This window comes from Rhodococcus sp. AW25M09 (assembly GCF_000333955.1).
Taxonomy (GTDB): domain Bacteria; phylum Actinomycetota; class Actinomycetes; order Mycobacteriales; family Mycobacteriaceae; genus Rhodococcoides.
Window position 1 is genome coordinate 24,500 of record NZ_CAPS01000059.1, and the last position, 13,779, is coordinate 38,278.

Consider the following 13,779-nt stretch of genomic DNA (forward strand, 5'->3'; position numbering starts at 1 on the left):
ATCGAATTAGGTGAACCTTGGTGTCGCTGCTCGTCAGACCTGTTCTGCCGCCGCCGATTCCGAATTGTCCGATGTGTCCGCGTCGGTTCCGTCAACGTGAACCGGCGACGAATTCGCGGTGCTATCTTGTGGAATGTCTGTTTCCACCGCTAACGAAACAAGCACGAAACACGCGGTGTGAAAGATACCGAGAGTGGTGCCAGTGGGCACGGCCGTGGTGCTCGATGGAAGGTGGTTGCGCGTGGGCGGTTATCTTGCGCGGAGGTTGCTGAACTACGTCGTCCTGCTGCTCATTGCGACGTTCCTGACCTACCTCCTGGCGTCGCTCACGTTCGATCCGCTGTCCAATCTCCTCAGCCGTAACCCACCTCCGTCGGACGCGGTGCTCGCAGCCAAGCGCGCGGCATTGCACCTCGACGACAATCCCGTGCTGCGCTACCTGAAGTGGCTGTGGGCAGTGCTGCACGGCGACTTCGGGCAGACCATCGCCGCGGGGTCGGTCAACGACGAGCTGTGGCGTCGCATCCTCGTCTCGTTGCGGTTGGTGGTGCTCGGCACCGTCCTCGGAGCCGTGCTCGGTACGTTGATCGGCGCGTACGGTGCCGTCCGGCAGTACAAGATCTTCGATCACGTCGCGACTGTCGTGACGTTCATCCTCATCAGTACGCCGATCCTGGTGTTGGCTCCGGTGCTCAAATATTTTGCCGTGCAGGTCAACCAGAGCACCGGCAGTCAGTTCTTCCAGTACACCGGTGAGACGTCGACGACGCTCGCACCCGGCCTGATGAACGAGATTCTCGATCGAGCACAACATCTGCTGCTGCCGACGGTCGTGCTGATGCTGTTCACCATCGGTGGCTACAGCCGCTACATGCGCAGCTCCATGCTCGACGAGCTGAACATGGATTACATCCGAACCGCGCGCGGCAAGGGTCTGACTCGCGGTCGCGCGATTTTCAAGCACGGTTTTCGTACTGCTCTGATCCCGATGGCTACGCTGTTCGCGTTCGGTATGGGCGCGGTGATCACCGGCGCGACGTTCACCGAGCGTGTGTTCGGGTGGTACGGCATGGGGGATTGGCTGATCTACGGCATCACCAGTCAGGACATCAACATCACGCTCGCCGTCTCGCTGTTCACTGCGCTGTCTGTCCTCGTCTCCGGGATGTTGACCGACATTCTCACTGCCGCATTGGATCCGCGCGTTCGCTACGCGGACTGACCCCACCACTCGACGAAGGAAAGGACCGGCGATGGCGACACCTGTGGTTCCCGAGATCGCTGCGGTGGAAGGGCCTGGTGCAACGACGGCCCCGATCACCCGACGGCGGTTGGTACTACGCCGGTTCCTGCGCAACAGGCCCGCGTTGGTAGGCATCGTGGTGCTGTTGGCGATGTTCGTCGGGGCGTTCGTGCTCCCACATGTCATTCCCTTCACCTACGAGGAACTCGACGCGTACGCGCTGAACTCTCCGCCGACCACGCGGCATTGGTTCGGCACCAACCAGATCGGGCAGGACGTGCTGGCTCAGACGCTGCGCGGTCTGCAGAAGTCGCTGATCATCGGCATGCTCGTCGCGTTGATCTCCACGGTGCTCGCCGGCGTCGTCGGTGCGGTGGCGGGATACTTCGGCGGCTGGACCGATCGCGCCCTGATGTGGGTCGCCGATGTGCTGCTCGTCGTACCCAGCTTCCTGATCATCGCGATCTGCTCGCCGCTGTTTCGCGGCAAGAGCTTCTTCTTCCTGGTACTGCTGCTCGCGGCGTTTGCGTGGATGATCACCTCACGCATCATCCGGGCGATGACGAGATCGCTGCGTGAGCGCGAATTCATCCGCGCCGCAAAGTATATGGGCGCGACGCCGGGCAGCGTCATCGGCAAGCATGTACTGCCATCGATGGCGTCGATCCTGATCGTCGACGTCACGCTCAACGTGGGTATCGCCATCATCGGTGAGGCGTCCTTGAGCTACTTCGGATTCGGCGTCCAGCGACCCGACGTCTCGCTCGGAACATTGATCGCAGATGGAACCTCGTCCGCGTTGACGTATCCGTGGCTCTTCGCGTTCTGCTGTGGCGCATTGGTATTGATCGTGTTGGCCACCAACTTCGTCGGCGACGGCCTGCGCGATGCATTCGATCCGAACTCTACGAGGGGACAGGCACGTGGCTGAGACGGTGCCGGTGTTGAAAGTCAGCGGACTCGAGGTCAGCTTCCCGAGCGAGGAAGGTCGCATCACTGCGGTCCGCGGCCTGGACTACCAGGTGGACAAGGGGGAGGTGATGGCCATCGTCGGTGAGTCCGGCTCCGGCAAGTCGGTCTCCTCGCTTGCTGTCATGGGTTTGCTGCCACAGACCGCACGCGTCACCGGATCCATCGAGCTGGCTGGTCGTCAGCTGCTCGGGCTGTCCGATCGCGAGATGTCCCGCGAGCGTGGACGTTCGGTGGCGATGATCTCGCAGGATCCGCTGACTGCGCTGACGCCCATCTACCGCATCGGAGATCAGATCGCCGAGGCGATCTCGGTCCACAATCCGTCGCTGAACAAAGAGAAGGTGCACGAGCGCACGCTCGAATTGCTCGATCTGGTCGGTATTGCCGATCCGGCGATGCGGGCCCGGTCCTATCCGCACGAGTTCTCCGGCGGTATGCGTCAACGCGTCGTCATCGCGATGGCCATCGCCAACGATCCCGACCTGATCATCGCCGACGAGCCCACCACCGCACTGGATGTGACGATCCAGGCGCAGATCCTCGATCTGCTCCGTACCGCGCGGGATGTGACCGGAGCCGGCGTCGTGTTCATCACTCACGACCTGGGAGTCGTTGCCGGCGTGGCCGATCGGGCCATGGTGATGTACGCGGGCCGAGCCGTCGAGACGGCTCCGGTGGACGAGCTGTACGCGCGTCCGTCGATGCCGTACACCGTCGGGCTGCTGGGCTCTGTTCCTCGGCCCGACCGCCCAGCGCAGGAGCGGCTCGTGCCTATCGAGGGCACCCCGCCGGCATTGGTCAATCTTCCGACGGGCTGCCCGTTCGGCCCTCGGTGCCCGTTGCACACCGAGGCCTGCGACGCTGGTGAGCCGAATCTGGTCGAGGTATCACCGGGGCACAGTGCCGCGTGTATTCGCATCGATGCCGCGACGGCAGAGTCGGTGGAAGAGACACCCCGGTCGGAGGACCCGGCAGAGCGTACGGTGACGGTCTCGAAGGAGGCTCCGGTGCTGTCGGTGAAGGATCTGCACAAGAGTTATCCGGTGTTCAAGGGCTCGGTTCTACGTCGCCGCGCCGGCGAAGTGCCTGCGGTACAGGGCATCAGCTTCGACGTGCGCGCCGGGTCGACGCTGGCGATCGTCGGCGAGTCGGGCTGTGGCAAGTCGACGACGTTGCTCGAGATCATGGAATTCGTGAAGCCGCAGCAGGGTTCGATCGAAATCAACGGCGTCGAGCCCTACAGCCTGAGTCGCGCCGAGCAACGAAAGTTGCGCGCGCACATCCAGATCGTGTTCCAGGACCCGATGGGTTCGCTCGATCCCCGGATGCCGGTGGGGGAGATCATCGCCGAGCCGCTCAAGATCAACGGCGTCGGAGTCGACGAACGCAACCGTCGCGTTCGTGAATTGATGGACATCGTCGGGATGCGTCCAGAACTTGCAGATCGGTATCCCACACAGTTTTCCGGTGGCCAACGCCAACGTGTCGGTATCGCAAGGGCATTGGCTCTCGAACCGTCGATCCTGGTTCTCGACGAGCCGGTCTCGGCACTGGACGTATCCATCCAGGCGGGTGTGCTGAACCTGCTGCAGGATCTGCAGGACGAGCTGGGTCTGGCATATCTGTTCGTCTCGCATGATTTGTCGGTGGTGCGGCACCTCGCCGACGAGGTGGCGGTGATGCGCAACGGAGTGTTCGTCGAGAAAGGCCCCACGGCGCAGATCTTCGATGCGCCGAAGGATCCCTATACGCGAGCACTCCTGAAAGCCATCCCCATTCCGGATCCGGTGCTCCAACGCGCCCGAATCGCCGAGGCCGCAAAACTGGCCGACGCCATCTGACCCTGCAGGTTACGTGCACACTGAGAAAGGTGAACTGATGAGAGCCAAACTATTTCGGGCGCTGGTCCCGATCGCGGTGGCCGTGACCACCGTAGGACTGGTGGCGGGGTGCAGCTCCGGCGACACCGGACCCAACGCCGACGCGCCGGCGTCCTTCGACAGCGGCGAGCAGATCAACCCGCATCCGATCGGCGATCTGCAGCAGGGCGGAAACATGAACTTCCCGCTCTCGCAGGTGCCGACCAACTACAACTACTACCAAATCGACGGCACCACGGTCGATGCCGCTCGGTTCTACGCGGCCCTGATGCCGACTGCATTCAAAGCTGCGGCAGACGCGAGTCTGACGACAGCGTCCGATTTCTTCACCGACATCACCGACTCGGAGGTCGACGGCAAGCAGGTCATCACGTACAACATCAACCCGAAGGCGAAGTGGAGCACTGGCCGACCGCTGGACTACACCGACCTCGTGGCGACGTGGACGGCCAACAGTGGCAAGGATCCCGCCTACGAGGCGTCGAGCACAGCCGGCTGGGACAAAGTCGATTCGGTTGTCCGCGGCGAGAACGACCAACAGGTCGTCTTGACGTTCGCCGAGAAGTTCGGCGACTGGCGTTCGCTGTTCTCCCCGCTGATGCCCGCGGAGGCCGTGAACAGCGTCGAGGCGTTCAACACCGGATCGGTGAGCACGATGCCCGCCACTGCAGGACCGTTCCGTATCCGGACGATCGAACCCGGCGGAAAGCGCATCGTCGCTGAGCGCAACCCGGACTGGTGGGGCGAGAACCCCGCTGTGTTGGACACCATCACGTACCTGCCGTTGGACTCGACGGCGTCCGTCGGCGCATTGCAGAGCGGTGAGATCGATTACTACGAATTGGGTAGCAGCGCAGACGCGTTCAAGGTTGCCCGCGGTATCCCGAACGTCGACCTGCGGCAGAGCCTCGGATCTCAGTACCGTCACTTCGACTTCAACGGTGCGCCCGGTCGCATCACCTCGGACAAGGCAGTGCGGGTCGCGTTGATGAAGGCGATCGACCGCGATTACTTGGCCACCTCACAGCTCGGCCAGATCACCTCGAACCCTACGGTCCTCAACAGCCACATCTTCGTCGACGGGCAGAAGGGCTACCAGGCCAACAACGGCGACATCACGTTCGACCCGGAGAAGGCGAAGTCCGAGCTCGACGCCGCCGGCTGGACTATGAACGGGGAGTTCCGCTCGAAGGACGGCCAGCAGCTGGACCTGCACGACATCATCCCGGCCGATACTCCGAATGCGACGCAGGAAGCGCAGATCATCCAGCAGAACTTCAAGGCCGTCGGTGCCAACCTCATCATCGATGCGGTGCCGTCCGACGACTTCTTCGAGAAGTACATCCTCGTCGGCGCATTCGATGTCACTCACTTCACCTGGGAGGGAACGCCGTACACCTCGAGCAGTGACGGCATCTTCCGGTTGACGCCCGGAAGCACGCTGCAGAACTACGGGCAGGTCGGGTCCGAGGAGATCAACGGTCTGCTCGACAAGGCTGCGGGTGAGCTCGACGACGATGCACGCATCGCCGACTACAACGAGGCGGACAAGGCGATCTGGGCCGAGGGCCACAGCCTGACGATGTTCCAGCGCCCGTTCACTTATGCGACGAAGTCGAGTCTCGCAAACTTCGGCGCTCCAGGATTCGGCGATCTCGACTACTCGAAGGTCGGGTTCCTGAAATAACCAACGGGCTCGGCTATCCGGTCGGTGTCGCGGCAGCCACTCTGGTTGTCGCGGCATCGACCGCTGTCGTCATCGCACCACTGAGTGTGTTCGTTGGCCTCGTAGTCCTCGTCTGGACGGGTTGGTCGGTGGCGTGTGCCCTGGTGACCGGTCGGCTCATGGTCACTTCGATCCCCGCGCGGCGGGTACGGTTCCAGCACCGCATGCGCTCTCGCGGTTATCTGGAAGTGCAGGAGAACGGCGGCCGGGCTTGGTACCCGGTGTACTTCCACACCGGTCTGCTGGCGATCGTTCCCGACGCCGGTGCGCGCATGTGCAGGTCGATTCTCGGGCGTCGTGCGTTCGTCGTCGAGCCCGGAATTCTTGCGCTTCCGTCTGGTCGTCGTCGGTCATCTCTCCCTCCGGGCGCTCCGCTCGACGCCCCTCGGCTGAACGAATCCGACCTCCGCACGCGCAGTGCACGATTCGGGTCGCTGCCGCGTCGGATCATGCTCGACGCCCCCGCCGCGGTGGCAGGTCCGATCATCGGCCTGCTGTGGCTGGTCGTCGACGGTGGCGGATTCGCCGAGTTTCTCGCCGTCTCCCTCCTGGCCGCGGTCACCGCGATCTGGTGGTCGGCGATCGGGGGCAGCGACCCCAGCTGAACTGCACTCCTGAGCAATTCGTCCGACGCGCGTTCGTAATGGCCGGGAAACAGGCCTCCGCTACGTTCGAGATTCGGACAATTCTGGAGGCATCATGGCGCGGTCGATGGCGGAGCACGCAGCGGAAACGATCACCAAGGGGATCGGTCGGCGTGGATTCATCCAGGCAGTAGCTGCGCTGGGAGCAGGAGTCGGAATCGCCGGCACGGCAGCGTGTTCGACGTCGTCCTCGAGCACTGCCGCCGCAAGTTCGTCAGCGCCGGCTACAACCGCTGCGGGCATCCTTCAGCCCGGTGCAGGCGATATCTCGGGCGATCATTACCTGAGCTCCGAAGTCGAGAAGGTGCTGTGGGGCTATGTCCCGACGGTCGAGTCCGAATCGGTGCTGCAGATGAAGTCCGGTGAGACGGTGACCATCGACGCGCTCAGTCACGAGGGAATTCTCGAAGACCAGGGCCGTGATCCGGTCGAATTCTTCGGCAGCAAGGGCGTGTCGGAGTCCGACGTGCTGCAGGACGCCATCGACATCGCCGGCGGATACGACCGAACGGTGCGTAATTTCGATGTCGACGGCCCGCATGTGGTGACGGGCCCGGTGTTCGTCGAGGGCGCGCAACGTGGTGACGTGCTCAAGATCGAGACGCTCGAGGCGACTCCGCGTGTGCCGTACGGCGTGGTGTCGAGTCGGCACGGTAAGGGCGCTCTTGCGGTCAGCGCGTCCGGTGAGCCGCCTGCGGGCATCAGCGTGGACGAGGTCATGCCTCCGATCGGAAGCGATGGCAGGAAGTCCGGTGACCCGACGCAGTACGGCAACGTTTCTACGTTCACTGCGGTCGAGGACGGGCAGGGAGTGATGCGTTACGGAGATGCGGCCGTTCGTTTTCCACTCCGCCCCTTCATGGGGATGATGGGCGTGGCCTTCGCGGACGAGCCGGGACTGACATCGCCGAACGCGAACTCTGTTCCGCCGACCCTGGGTGGCGGCAACATCGACATCGGGTTGTTGGGTGTCGGCTCGACGTTCTACCTACCGGTGTTCGCGGAGGGTGCGTTGTTCTATGTCGGCGATCCGCATATGGCGATGGGCGACGGCGAGGTAGCACTGACCGCGATGGAGGGGTCGTTGCGCGGTACCTTCCGCCTTACGGTGTGCAAGGCCGGCAGTGGTGATGCCCCGTCCGTCGCGTACTCGTATCCCTTTGCCGAGAACAAGGATTCATGGATTCCGATCGGTCTGTCCGATCTGGATGGCGCTGTCGGCGGCCAGACTTCGGACCTGAACGCGGCCATGCGGCGCGCAGTGGTCAACGCGCTCGACTTCCTCGAGACCGACCTCGGTATGGACCGCGCGACGGCATACGCGTACCTCTCTGCTGCCGCGAACTTCAGCGTCTCGCAGGTGGTCGACAAGACGGTCGGGGTACATGCGCAGATCTCGAAGGCGCACTTCGACCGATAGGTCATCGGGATCGACCTACGTCGGCTGGTATCGAAATCGCCTGGTTCCGCACTGTGTGAACGGGCAGTCCCTGTGGCAAGGACGACATCGAGGCGAGGTGCGCCCGCGGGCAGGTTCCCTCGCCTCGATGTGCGCCTCGAGCTACTGGCCCGGGATGCCCTCGTCGGCGATGTTGCCGGTTTCGAGATTCTCGTTGGTCAGATCGACCAGCCTGTCCAGGAATGCCTGACGATCGCTGACCACGTGTTCTATTGCGACATCGACATTGTCGGACGTGATTGCCGGCATCACGTACACGGGCTCGGTGTCTCCACTCTCACCGTTGGCGATCTTGTGCGCTACGCCGAGGCCTGCAGATAGCTCGACGGTGCCGTTCTGGAGTGACGTTCCGATGAACTCACCGCTCTTGACGGCATTCAGACCGTCCTCGATGCCATCGATTCCGACGATGGGTACACCGGTTCGTCCGGCTTCCTTGAGCGCCTGCAGGGCACCGAGGCCCATGTCGTCGTTCTGCGCAACCACGCCGTCGATCTGATCACCGAAGCTCGACAGCCAGTTCTTGGCCTTGTTGACGGCCTCGTCCCGCTTCCAGTTCGCGGTGTCCTTGGCGAGCACCTTGATATCCGGGTATTTGGCAAGTACCTGATCGATACCGGCACCGCGGTTGATCTCGCCGGATCCGCCGAGCGGCCCTTGCAGGATGACGATGTTGCCCTTGCCCCCGAGGCGGTCTGCCATCATCTGCATCTCCTGGGCACCTGCTGCGACGTCGTCGGGCTGGACATTGCCAGCGAGCTGGTCGGACTCGAGCGCAGCATTCACGGCGATCACCGGAATGCCCTTGTCCTTTGCCGTCTGCACCTGTGGTGCAAGCGAATCCGCCTGCACCGGCACGACGATGATGGCAGAAACGCCCTGGTTGATCAGGGAGTCGACCTGGCCGGCCTGCACCGATACATCGTTTCCGGCAGAGTTCCAGAGTAGTTCGATATCGTTGGCTTCCGCGTAGGTGTCCATCCCCTCCTTGCCTGCCGTGATGAACGAACTCATGTCGTAGACGGTCACGCCGATACGTGTCTTACCGTCTTGTGCACTGGTATCGCCTGCACCGCAGGCAGTCAGTCCGACGGCGAGGACGCCGGTGGCCGCCACAGTCAGTATTTTCGATCCGAGTTTCATGGGGTTCTCCATTGTCTATAACGGGTGTCGGGCAGGTGGGTCGATCAGATTCTTCGTTTGGACGACCAGACGTCGACCGATACGGCGGCCACGATCAGGACACCCTTGATGACGTCTTGCCAGTAGGCGGGAACCACAAGCAGGTCGAGTCCGTTGTTGAGGGTCTGAATCATGAACAGGCCGAGCGCAGTTCCCCAAATGGTGCCGCGTCCGCCCATCAGGCTCGCACCGCCGATCACCACGGCGGCGATGGCGTCGAGCTCGTAGCCTTGCCCGAGGTTGGGCGGCCCGGAGATCACTCGTGAGGCGAGCATCACACCGGACAGACCGGCGAGGAGACCGGAGATTGCGTACACGCTGAACAGAATGTTCTTTGCGTTGATACCCGCGATCTCGGCGGCTGTGCGGTTGCCGCCGACGGCATAGACACGCATGCCGTAGGCAGTGCGCTTCATGATCACCGCGAGGACGACGATGCCGATGATCATCACGAGCACGGGGATCTGGAGTCCGAAGATCTTGGTGTTGGCGATTTGACCGAACTCGGACGGCAGGCCGTTTATGGGTGCGCCGCCACCGATGACGTATGCGAAACCTGAACCAGCAGTAAGCATACCGAGGGTAGCGATGAACGGAGGCACATTGATTCGGGATACCAGGAAGCCGTTGATGCAGCCTGCGATGAGCCCCACGGCCATGGCGACCAGAACCGTCATCCAGATCTGGCCGGGGTTGGCCTTGGCGACCGCTGCGGACGACATGGCGGAAACCGCGATGACGCTTCCCACGGAGAGGTCGATGCCGCCGGTCAGGATCACCAGAGTCTGACCCAGGGCGATCAGGGCAAACGGTGCGGCCGCAACGAGAATGGTCTGCAGGTTGTCTGGAGTTCCGAATCGCGCACTGCGGTAGGAGAAGTAGGCGATGACGAGCATCATGACGATGACCATCGAGTAGCGCAGTGCCAGGGCCCCGGCCCAGGCACCTGAGAACCTACTGGCGGGTTCACCTGTTATGGCCGAGGTGGACGTCTTCTCGTCCGGTTCGGCGACGGGTGTTGTCACTGCTTTGCCTCCTCGAGTGGCGACCGAGCCTCGGTCGCAACGGTTGTGCGGGTGTCGACCTGACTTCTCGAGTCCAGCGCGGCGGCCATGCGGAACACCGAATCCTGGACCTCGGGATGGTCGAGGGCAGCTCGATCGAGTTCTCCGACGAATGCGCCCTCACGCATGACGAACGCTCGATGGGAGAGTCCGACGATTTCCAACATGTCCGAGGACGCCATGACCACGGCCATTCCACGTCCGGCGAACTCGGTGATGATGCGGTAGATCTCGGAGCGTGCTCCCACGTCCACGCCTCGGGTCGGCTCGTCGAGCAAAAGGACATCGACGGTTCCGGTCAGCCAACGCGCGAGCACAACTTTCTGCTGATTTCCGCCGGACAGAGTGCCGACGCTCTGGCTCAGTCCGCGACTCCGCAGCCGAACCGAATCCATGGCAGTCGAGACTTCCTCGGCCCGCACCTTGTTGCGCAGCCAACCCGCGATGCTGAACTTGGACAGGCGAGGCAGGGAACCGTTGTCCAACACACTCATCGACAGTACGACGCCGTTGACTTTGCGGTCCTCGGGGACCATTGCCATGCCGGCTGTGATCGCGGCCGCCGGCTTTCCAGTAGGCACAGTGCGGCCATCGATCTTGATCGAGCCGGAAGTCACCGCACGCATACCGAACAGTGCTTCGAGAAGTTCGGTGCGACCGGCACCCACCAGGCCTGCGAGGCCGACTATTTCACCTCGTCTCACCGTGAGATTCACCGGCGCGGATGCGCCCGCGACCTGAAGGTTGTCGACTTCCAACACGACTGCTCCGGTATCGGTGCCGACCGTCGGGAAGAGGTTGTCGAGTTCGCGACCGATCATCGCGGTCACGATCTCGTCGTCGGTGATGTCCGCCAAGCTCTCGTCCGTGATCAGCTTGCCGTCGCGCAGTACGACTACTCGATCTGCAATAGCGCGAATCTCGGCCATTTTGTGAGTGGTGTACACCATTGCAACGCCGCGATCACGAAGTTGTCGCATGACCTTGTACAGGCCCTCGGTCTCACGCTCGGAGATCGCGGAAGTCGGTTCGTCCAACATGACGACCTCGGCCCCGGTCCGAGCGGCTTTGACGATTTCGATGATCTGACGCAAACCGACCGGAAGTGATCCCATGCGAGCCGTCGGCGAAATGGAGACGTCGAAGATGCCCAGGGTCTGGGCGGCTTCGTCGATCATTGCGCGGCGGTCGAGAAAGATCCCTCTTCGCTTCTCACGTCCGACGAACATGTTCTCGTAGACCGTCATGTCGTCGATCGAGGCAAGCTCCTGAGGAACGATCGCCACACCGTGGCGCACGGCATCTCGGGGATCTCCCGAGGAGAGCCTGTGGTCGCCGATCGTGACGGAACCTGCATCGGCACGCAGCTGACCTGTCGCGATTTTCATGAGAGTGGACTTTCCGGCTCCGTTCTCCCCAGCGAGCGCGGTGACGGTGCCGGGTTGCAGATCGAGCGAGATCCCCTTCAGTACCGGCACACCGCCGAAGCTCTTGGTCAGATCCCGGCACTGCAGCAGGCCGGTCACGACCGCTCACCCACTGCGATGAGAGTTTTCGCGTGTCCGGGTATACGCCGGACGGCCCGGGCCATCACCATGCCGTGTACCCTCCGTCGGCGACGAGAACCGATCCGGTGACGAAACTCGCTGCGTCGCTGGCCAGGAACACCACGGACGGAGAGATTTCCTCCGGCATGGCGTACCGCTGCATCGGTGCGTCCTCGATCCAGTAGCGCTGAAATTCCGGTCGATCCACTGGGGCCATCTCGGTTTTGCAGTAACCGGGTGCCACGGCATTGACGCGAATTCCGAGCGGGCCCCATTCGGCTGCAAGTGATTTGGTCAGCTGGTGGACGGCCGCTTTGGATGCGTTGTAGGCGGGCTGCATTTGAGGTCGGTTGACGATGATGCCGGAGATGGATCCGATGTTGACGATGGAGCCGCTTCGGCGTTCGCGCATGTGTGCGCCGACGGAGATGCTGCACTCCCACAACGCTTTCACGTTGAGGTCGAAGACGTCGTCCCACTGCTCTTCGGTCACGTCCCACGAGTCGTTGTGGTAGCAGGTGCCTGCGTTGTTGACGAGGATATCGACGTGTCCGAGCGCGTGGACGGCCTCGGCGGTCATGCGATCGATGTCGTCACGTCGAGTGATGTCGGCAGTGATCGCGGTGAATTCGTATCCGGCGGCGGCAGCCTCGGCTACCACTGAGTCGTTGCGCTCGGTGTTGCGGCCCGCGATGGCGACACGCGCTCCGGCTGCCGCGAGCCCGAACGCGAATGCGCGGCCGAGTCCTTGGTTTCCGCCCGTGACAATGGCCGTTCGACCGGTGAGATCGAAAGGGTTGCTGCTCATCTGGGCACCACTATCGACTTGAGGCTGGCGGGATCGGTGTCGCTTTCGAGTGCTTCGGCGACGTGATCGAGGTCGTATCGACCGGTGACGAGACGGTCGAGATCGACCGAACCCGATGCGACGAGGTGGATTGCAGCCGGCCAGGTGTCGGTGTAGCGGAACACTCCGGTCACGGTGATCTCGAGGTTCTGGATGTGACTGACCGGAAGCGGGTAATTGTCGTTGCCCACACCGACCAACACGACCCGTCCTGCGGGTCCTACGGCGCGGATGCCGCTCTGCACGGCTGGAATCGCGCCGCTCGCGTCCACGAATACGTCGACCTGGGGATCGAGTGCGGCGACATCGTGAGCAATCGGGTCGATGATCTCGGTCGCTCCGAAGGTCAGGGCGCGTTCACGACGTTCCTGGACTGGATCGGAGACGACGATTCGTGCGGCACCGAAAGCTCGAGCGGCCTGCGCGGTGATGATGCCGATAGGGCCGGCACCGGCGATGAGAATCGAGGAGCCCGGGACGACGCCGGCCTTGCGCATGGTCGCGACTGCCACCGACAGTGGTTCCAGTAGGGCGGCGGCGTCGTCGGACATGGAATCCGGAACAGCGTGTGCGAAATTCGCATCGATGGTGACGTACCGGCAGAAAGCGCCGTCGATCGGAGGGGTCGCATAGAACTTCATGTCGGGGCAGAGGTTGTAGCGACCGGCGGTGCACTGGGTGCAGCGGCGGCACGGATGTTGGGGTTCGACGGCGACCCGCTGTCCCACCCGGCTCTGGTCGACGTTCTCGCCGACGGCGGCAATGCGACCGGACAGCTCGTGACCGAGGACCATGGGCTCGGCGACAACAAAATCGCCGATTCGACCGTCACGGTAGTAGTGGACGTCTGATCCGCACACGCCGACCGCGGCGACCTCGACCAGTACCTCGTACGGTCCGGGACTGGGAATTGCGCGGTCTTCGATCTCGAGCGTTCTTACCCCGGTCATAACGCTGGCGCGCATCGTGGATGCGGGCGGCGATGGTGTTGTGGTGGTCATGATTGTCCTTCCAACAGTGCAGGTTCGACGAACAGGTCGCGGTCGACGACCACATGCGCGACGGTCACACGCTTGCTTCGACGGTGCCGGGGAAACAGCCCATTACTGCGCCTTCCGTGGACCAGCACCGACTGTGCGAGACGCTGATGTGCCACGTCGTTCCCGCTCATGTGTCACACCTCGATGCTCATGTGTCGTTGTGACATGGATCATG

General features: G+C 62.8%; 12 protein-coding genes. 6 read left to right on the forward strand and 6 right to left on the reverse strand.

All coding sequences use genetic code 11. The features are described from left to right. The first annotated feature begins 241 nt into the window (after nt 1–241). The 6 genes from RHODMAR_RS11230 (at nt 242) to RHODMAR_RS11255 (ending at nt 7,885) form a co-directional block, all read left to right on the forward strand. Entirely contained in the window at nt 242–1,222 is a 981-nt protein-coding gene (locus tag RHODMAR_RS11230; protein ID WP_008714519.1) for an ABC transporter permease, read from the forward strand. Between the two features lie 31 nt (nt 1,223–1,253). Beyond that, complete coding sequence (locus tag RHODMAR_RS11235) at nt 1,254–2,174, forward strand: ABC transporter permease (RefSeq protein ID WP_008714521.1); 921 nt, start codon at nt 1,254–1,256, stop codon at nt 2,172–2,174. Further along, nucleotides 2,131–4,056, forward strand: a complete 1,926-nt coding sequence (locus RHODMAR_RS11240) for an ABC transporter ATP-binding protein (RefSeq protein ID WP_051047956.1) — start codon at nt 2,131–2,133, stop codon at nt 4,054–4,056. Before RHODMAR_RS11235 ends, RHODMAR_RS11240 begins: the two co-directional genes overlap by 44 nt. Before the next feature lie 37 nt (nt 4,057–4,093). After that, nucleotides 4,094–5,782, forward strand: a complete 1,689-nt coding sequence (locus RHODMAR_RS11245; protein ID WP_008714526.1) for an ABC transporter family substrate-binding protein — start codon at nt 4,094–4,096, stop codon at nt 5,780–5,782. A gap of 158 nt (nt 5,783–5,940) precedes the next feature. Then, nucleotides 5,941–6,426 (forward strand): hypothetical protein, encoded by a 486-nt coding sequence (locus RHODMAR_RS11250; protein WP_157226061.1) that lies wholly within the window; start codon nt 5,941–5,943, stop codon nt 6,424–6,426. A 94-nt stretch (nt 6,427–6,520) separates the two neighbouring features. Further along, nucleotides 6,521–7,885, forward strand: coding sequence for an acetamidase/formamidase family protein (locus tag RHODMAR_RS11255; protein WP_008714532.1), 1,365 nt, complete (start codon nt 6,521–6,523; stop codon nt 7,883–7,885). Between the two features lie 141 nt (nt 7,886–8,026). On the opposite strand, the gene RHODMAR_RS11260 is transcribed toward RHODMAR_RS11255, so the two are convergent. The 6 genes from RHODMAR_RS11260 to RHODMAR_RS28235 all read right to left on the reverse strand — a co-directional run bounded on the left by RHODMAR_RS11260 (nt 8,027) and on the right by RHODMAR_RS28235 (nt 13,735). Next, on the reverse strand, nt 8,027–9,067 hold the full coding sequence (locus RHODMAR_RS11260; RefSeq protein WP_008714534.1) for a substrate-binding domain-containing protein: 1,041 nt from the start codon (nt 9,065–9,067) through the stop codon (nt 8,027–8,029). Between the two features lie 44 nt (nt 9,068–9,111). Further along, complete coding sequence (locus tag RHODMAR_RS11265; RefSeq protein WP_008714536.1) at nt 9,112–10,131, reverse strand: ABC transporter permease; 1,020 nt, start codon at nt 10,129–10,131, stop codon at nt 9,112–9,114. Continuing rightward, a complete protein-coding gene (locus RHODMAR_RS11270; RefSeq protein ID WP_008714537.1) occupies nt 10,128–11,696 on the reverse strand; it encodes a sugar ABC transporter ATP-binding protein in 1,569 nt (522 codons plus the stop codon). Before RHODMAR_RS11270 ends, RHODMAR_RS11265 begins: the two co-directional genes overlap by 4 nt. A gap of 64 nt (nt 11,697–11,760) precedes the next feature. Continuing rightward, complete coding sequence (locus RHODMAR_RS11275) at nt 11,761–12,525, reverse strand: SDR family NAD(P)-dependent oxidoreductase (protein WP_008714539.1); 765 nt, start codon at nt 12,523–12,525, stop codon at nt 11,761–11,763. Then, nucleotides 12,522–13,565, reverse strand: coding sequence for an NAD(P)-dependent alcohol dehydrogenase (locus RHODMAR_RS11280; protein WP_042938802.1), 1,044 nt, complete (start codon nt 13,563–13,565; stop codon nt 12,522–12,524). Before RHODMAR_RS11280 ends, RHODMAR_RS11275 begins: the two co-directional genes overlap by 4 nt. Then, nucleotides 13,562–13,735: a hypothetical protein gene (locus tag RHODMAR_RS28235; protein WP_157226062.1), complete on the reverse strand. Its 174-nt coding sequence runs from the start codon at nt 13,733–13,735 to the stop codon at nt 13,562–13,564. Before RHODMAR_RS28235 ends, RHODMAR_RS11280 begins: the two co-directional genes overlap by 4 nt. Between the last annotated feature and the right edge of the window lie 44 nt (nt 13,736–13,779).

What these genes read in the sequence shown, in the direction of transcription:
- RHODMAR_RS11255 (WP_008714532.1), top strand. Translation starts at nt 6,521, where the DNA reads ATGGCGCGGTCGATGGCGGAGCACGCAGCGGAAACGATCACCAAGGGG.
- RHODMAR_RS11280 (WP_042938802.1), bottom strand. Translation starts at nt 13,565, where the DNA reads ATGACCACCACAACACCATCGCCGCCCGCATCCACGATGCGCGCCAGC.
- RHODMAR_RS11240 (WP_051047956.1), top strand. Translation starts at nt 2,131, where the DNA reads ATGCATTCGATCCGAACTCTACGAGGGGACAGGCACGTGGCTGAGACG.
- RHODMAR_RS11250 (WP_157226061.1), top strand. Translation starts at nt 5,941, where the DNA reads ATGGTCACTTCGATCCCCGCGCGGCGGGTACGGTTCCAGCACCGCATG.
- RHODMAR_RS11275 (WP_008714539.1), bottom strand. Translation starts at nt 12,525, where the DNA reads ATGAGCAGCAACCCTTTCGATCTCACCGGTCGAACGGCCATTGTCACG.
- RHODMAR_RS11235 (WP_008714521.1), top strand. Translation starts at nt 1,254, where the DNA reads ATGGCGACACCTGTGGTTCCCGAGATCGCTGCGGTGGAAGGGCCTGGT.
- RHODMAR_RS11260 (WP_008714534.1), bottom strand. Translation starts at nt 9,067, where the DNA reads ATGAAACTCGGATCGAAAATACTGACTGTGGCGGCCACCGGCGTCCTC.
- RHODMAR_RS11245 (WP_008714526.1), top strand. Translation starts at nt 4,094, where the DNA reads ATGAGAGCCAAACTATTTCGGGCGCTGGTCCCGATCGCGGTGGCCGTG.
- RHODMAR_RS28235 (WP_157226062.1), bottom strand. Translation starts at nt 13,735, where the DNA reads ATGAGCGGGAACGACGTGGCACATCAGCGTCTCGCACAGTCGGTGCTG.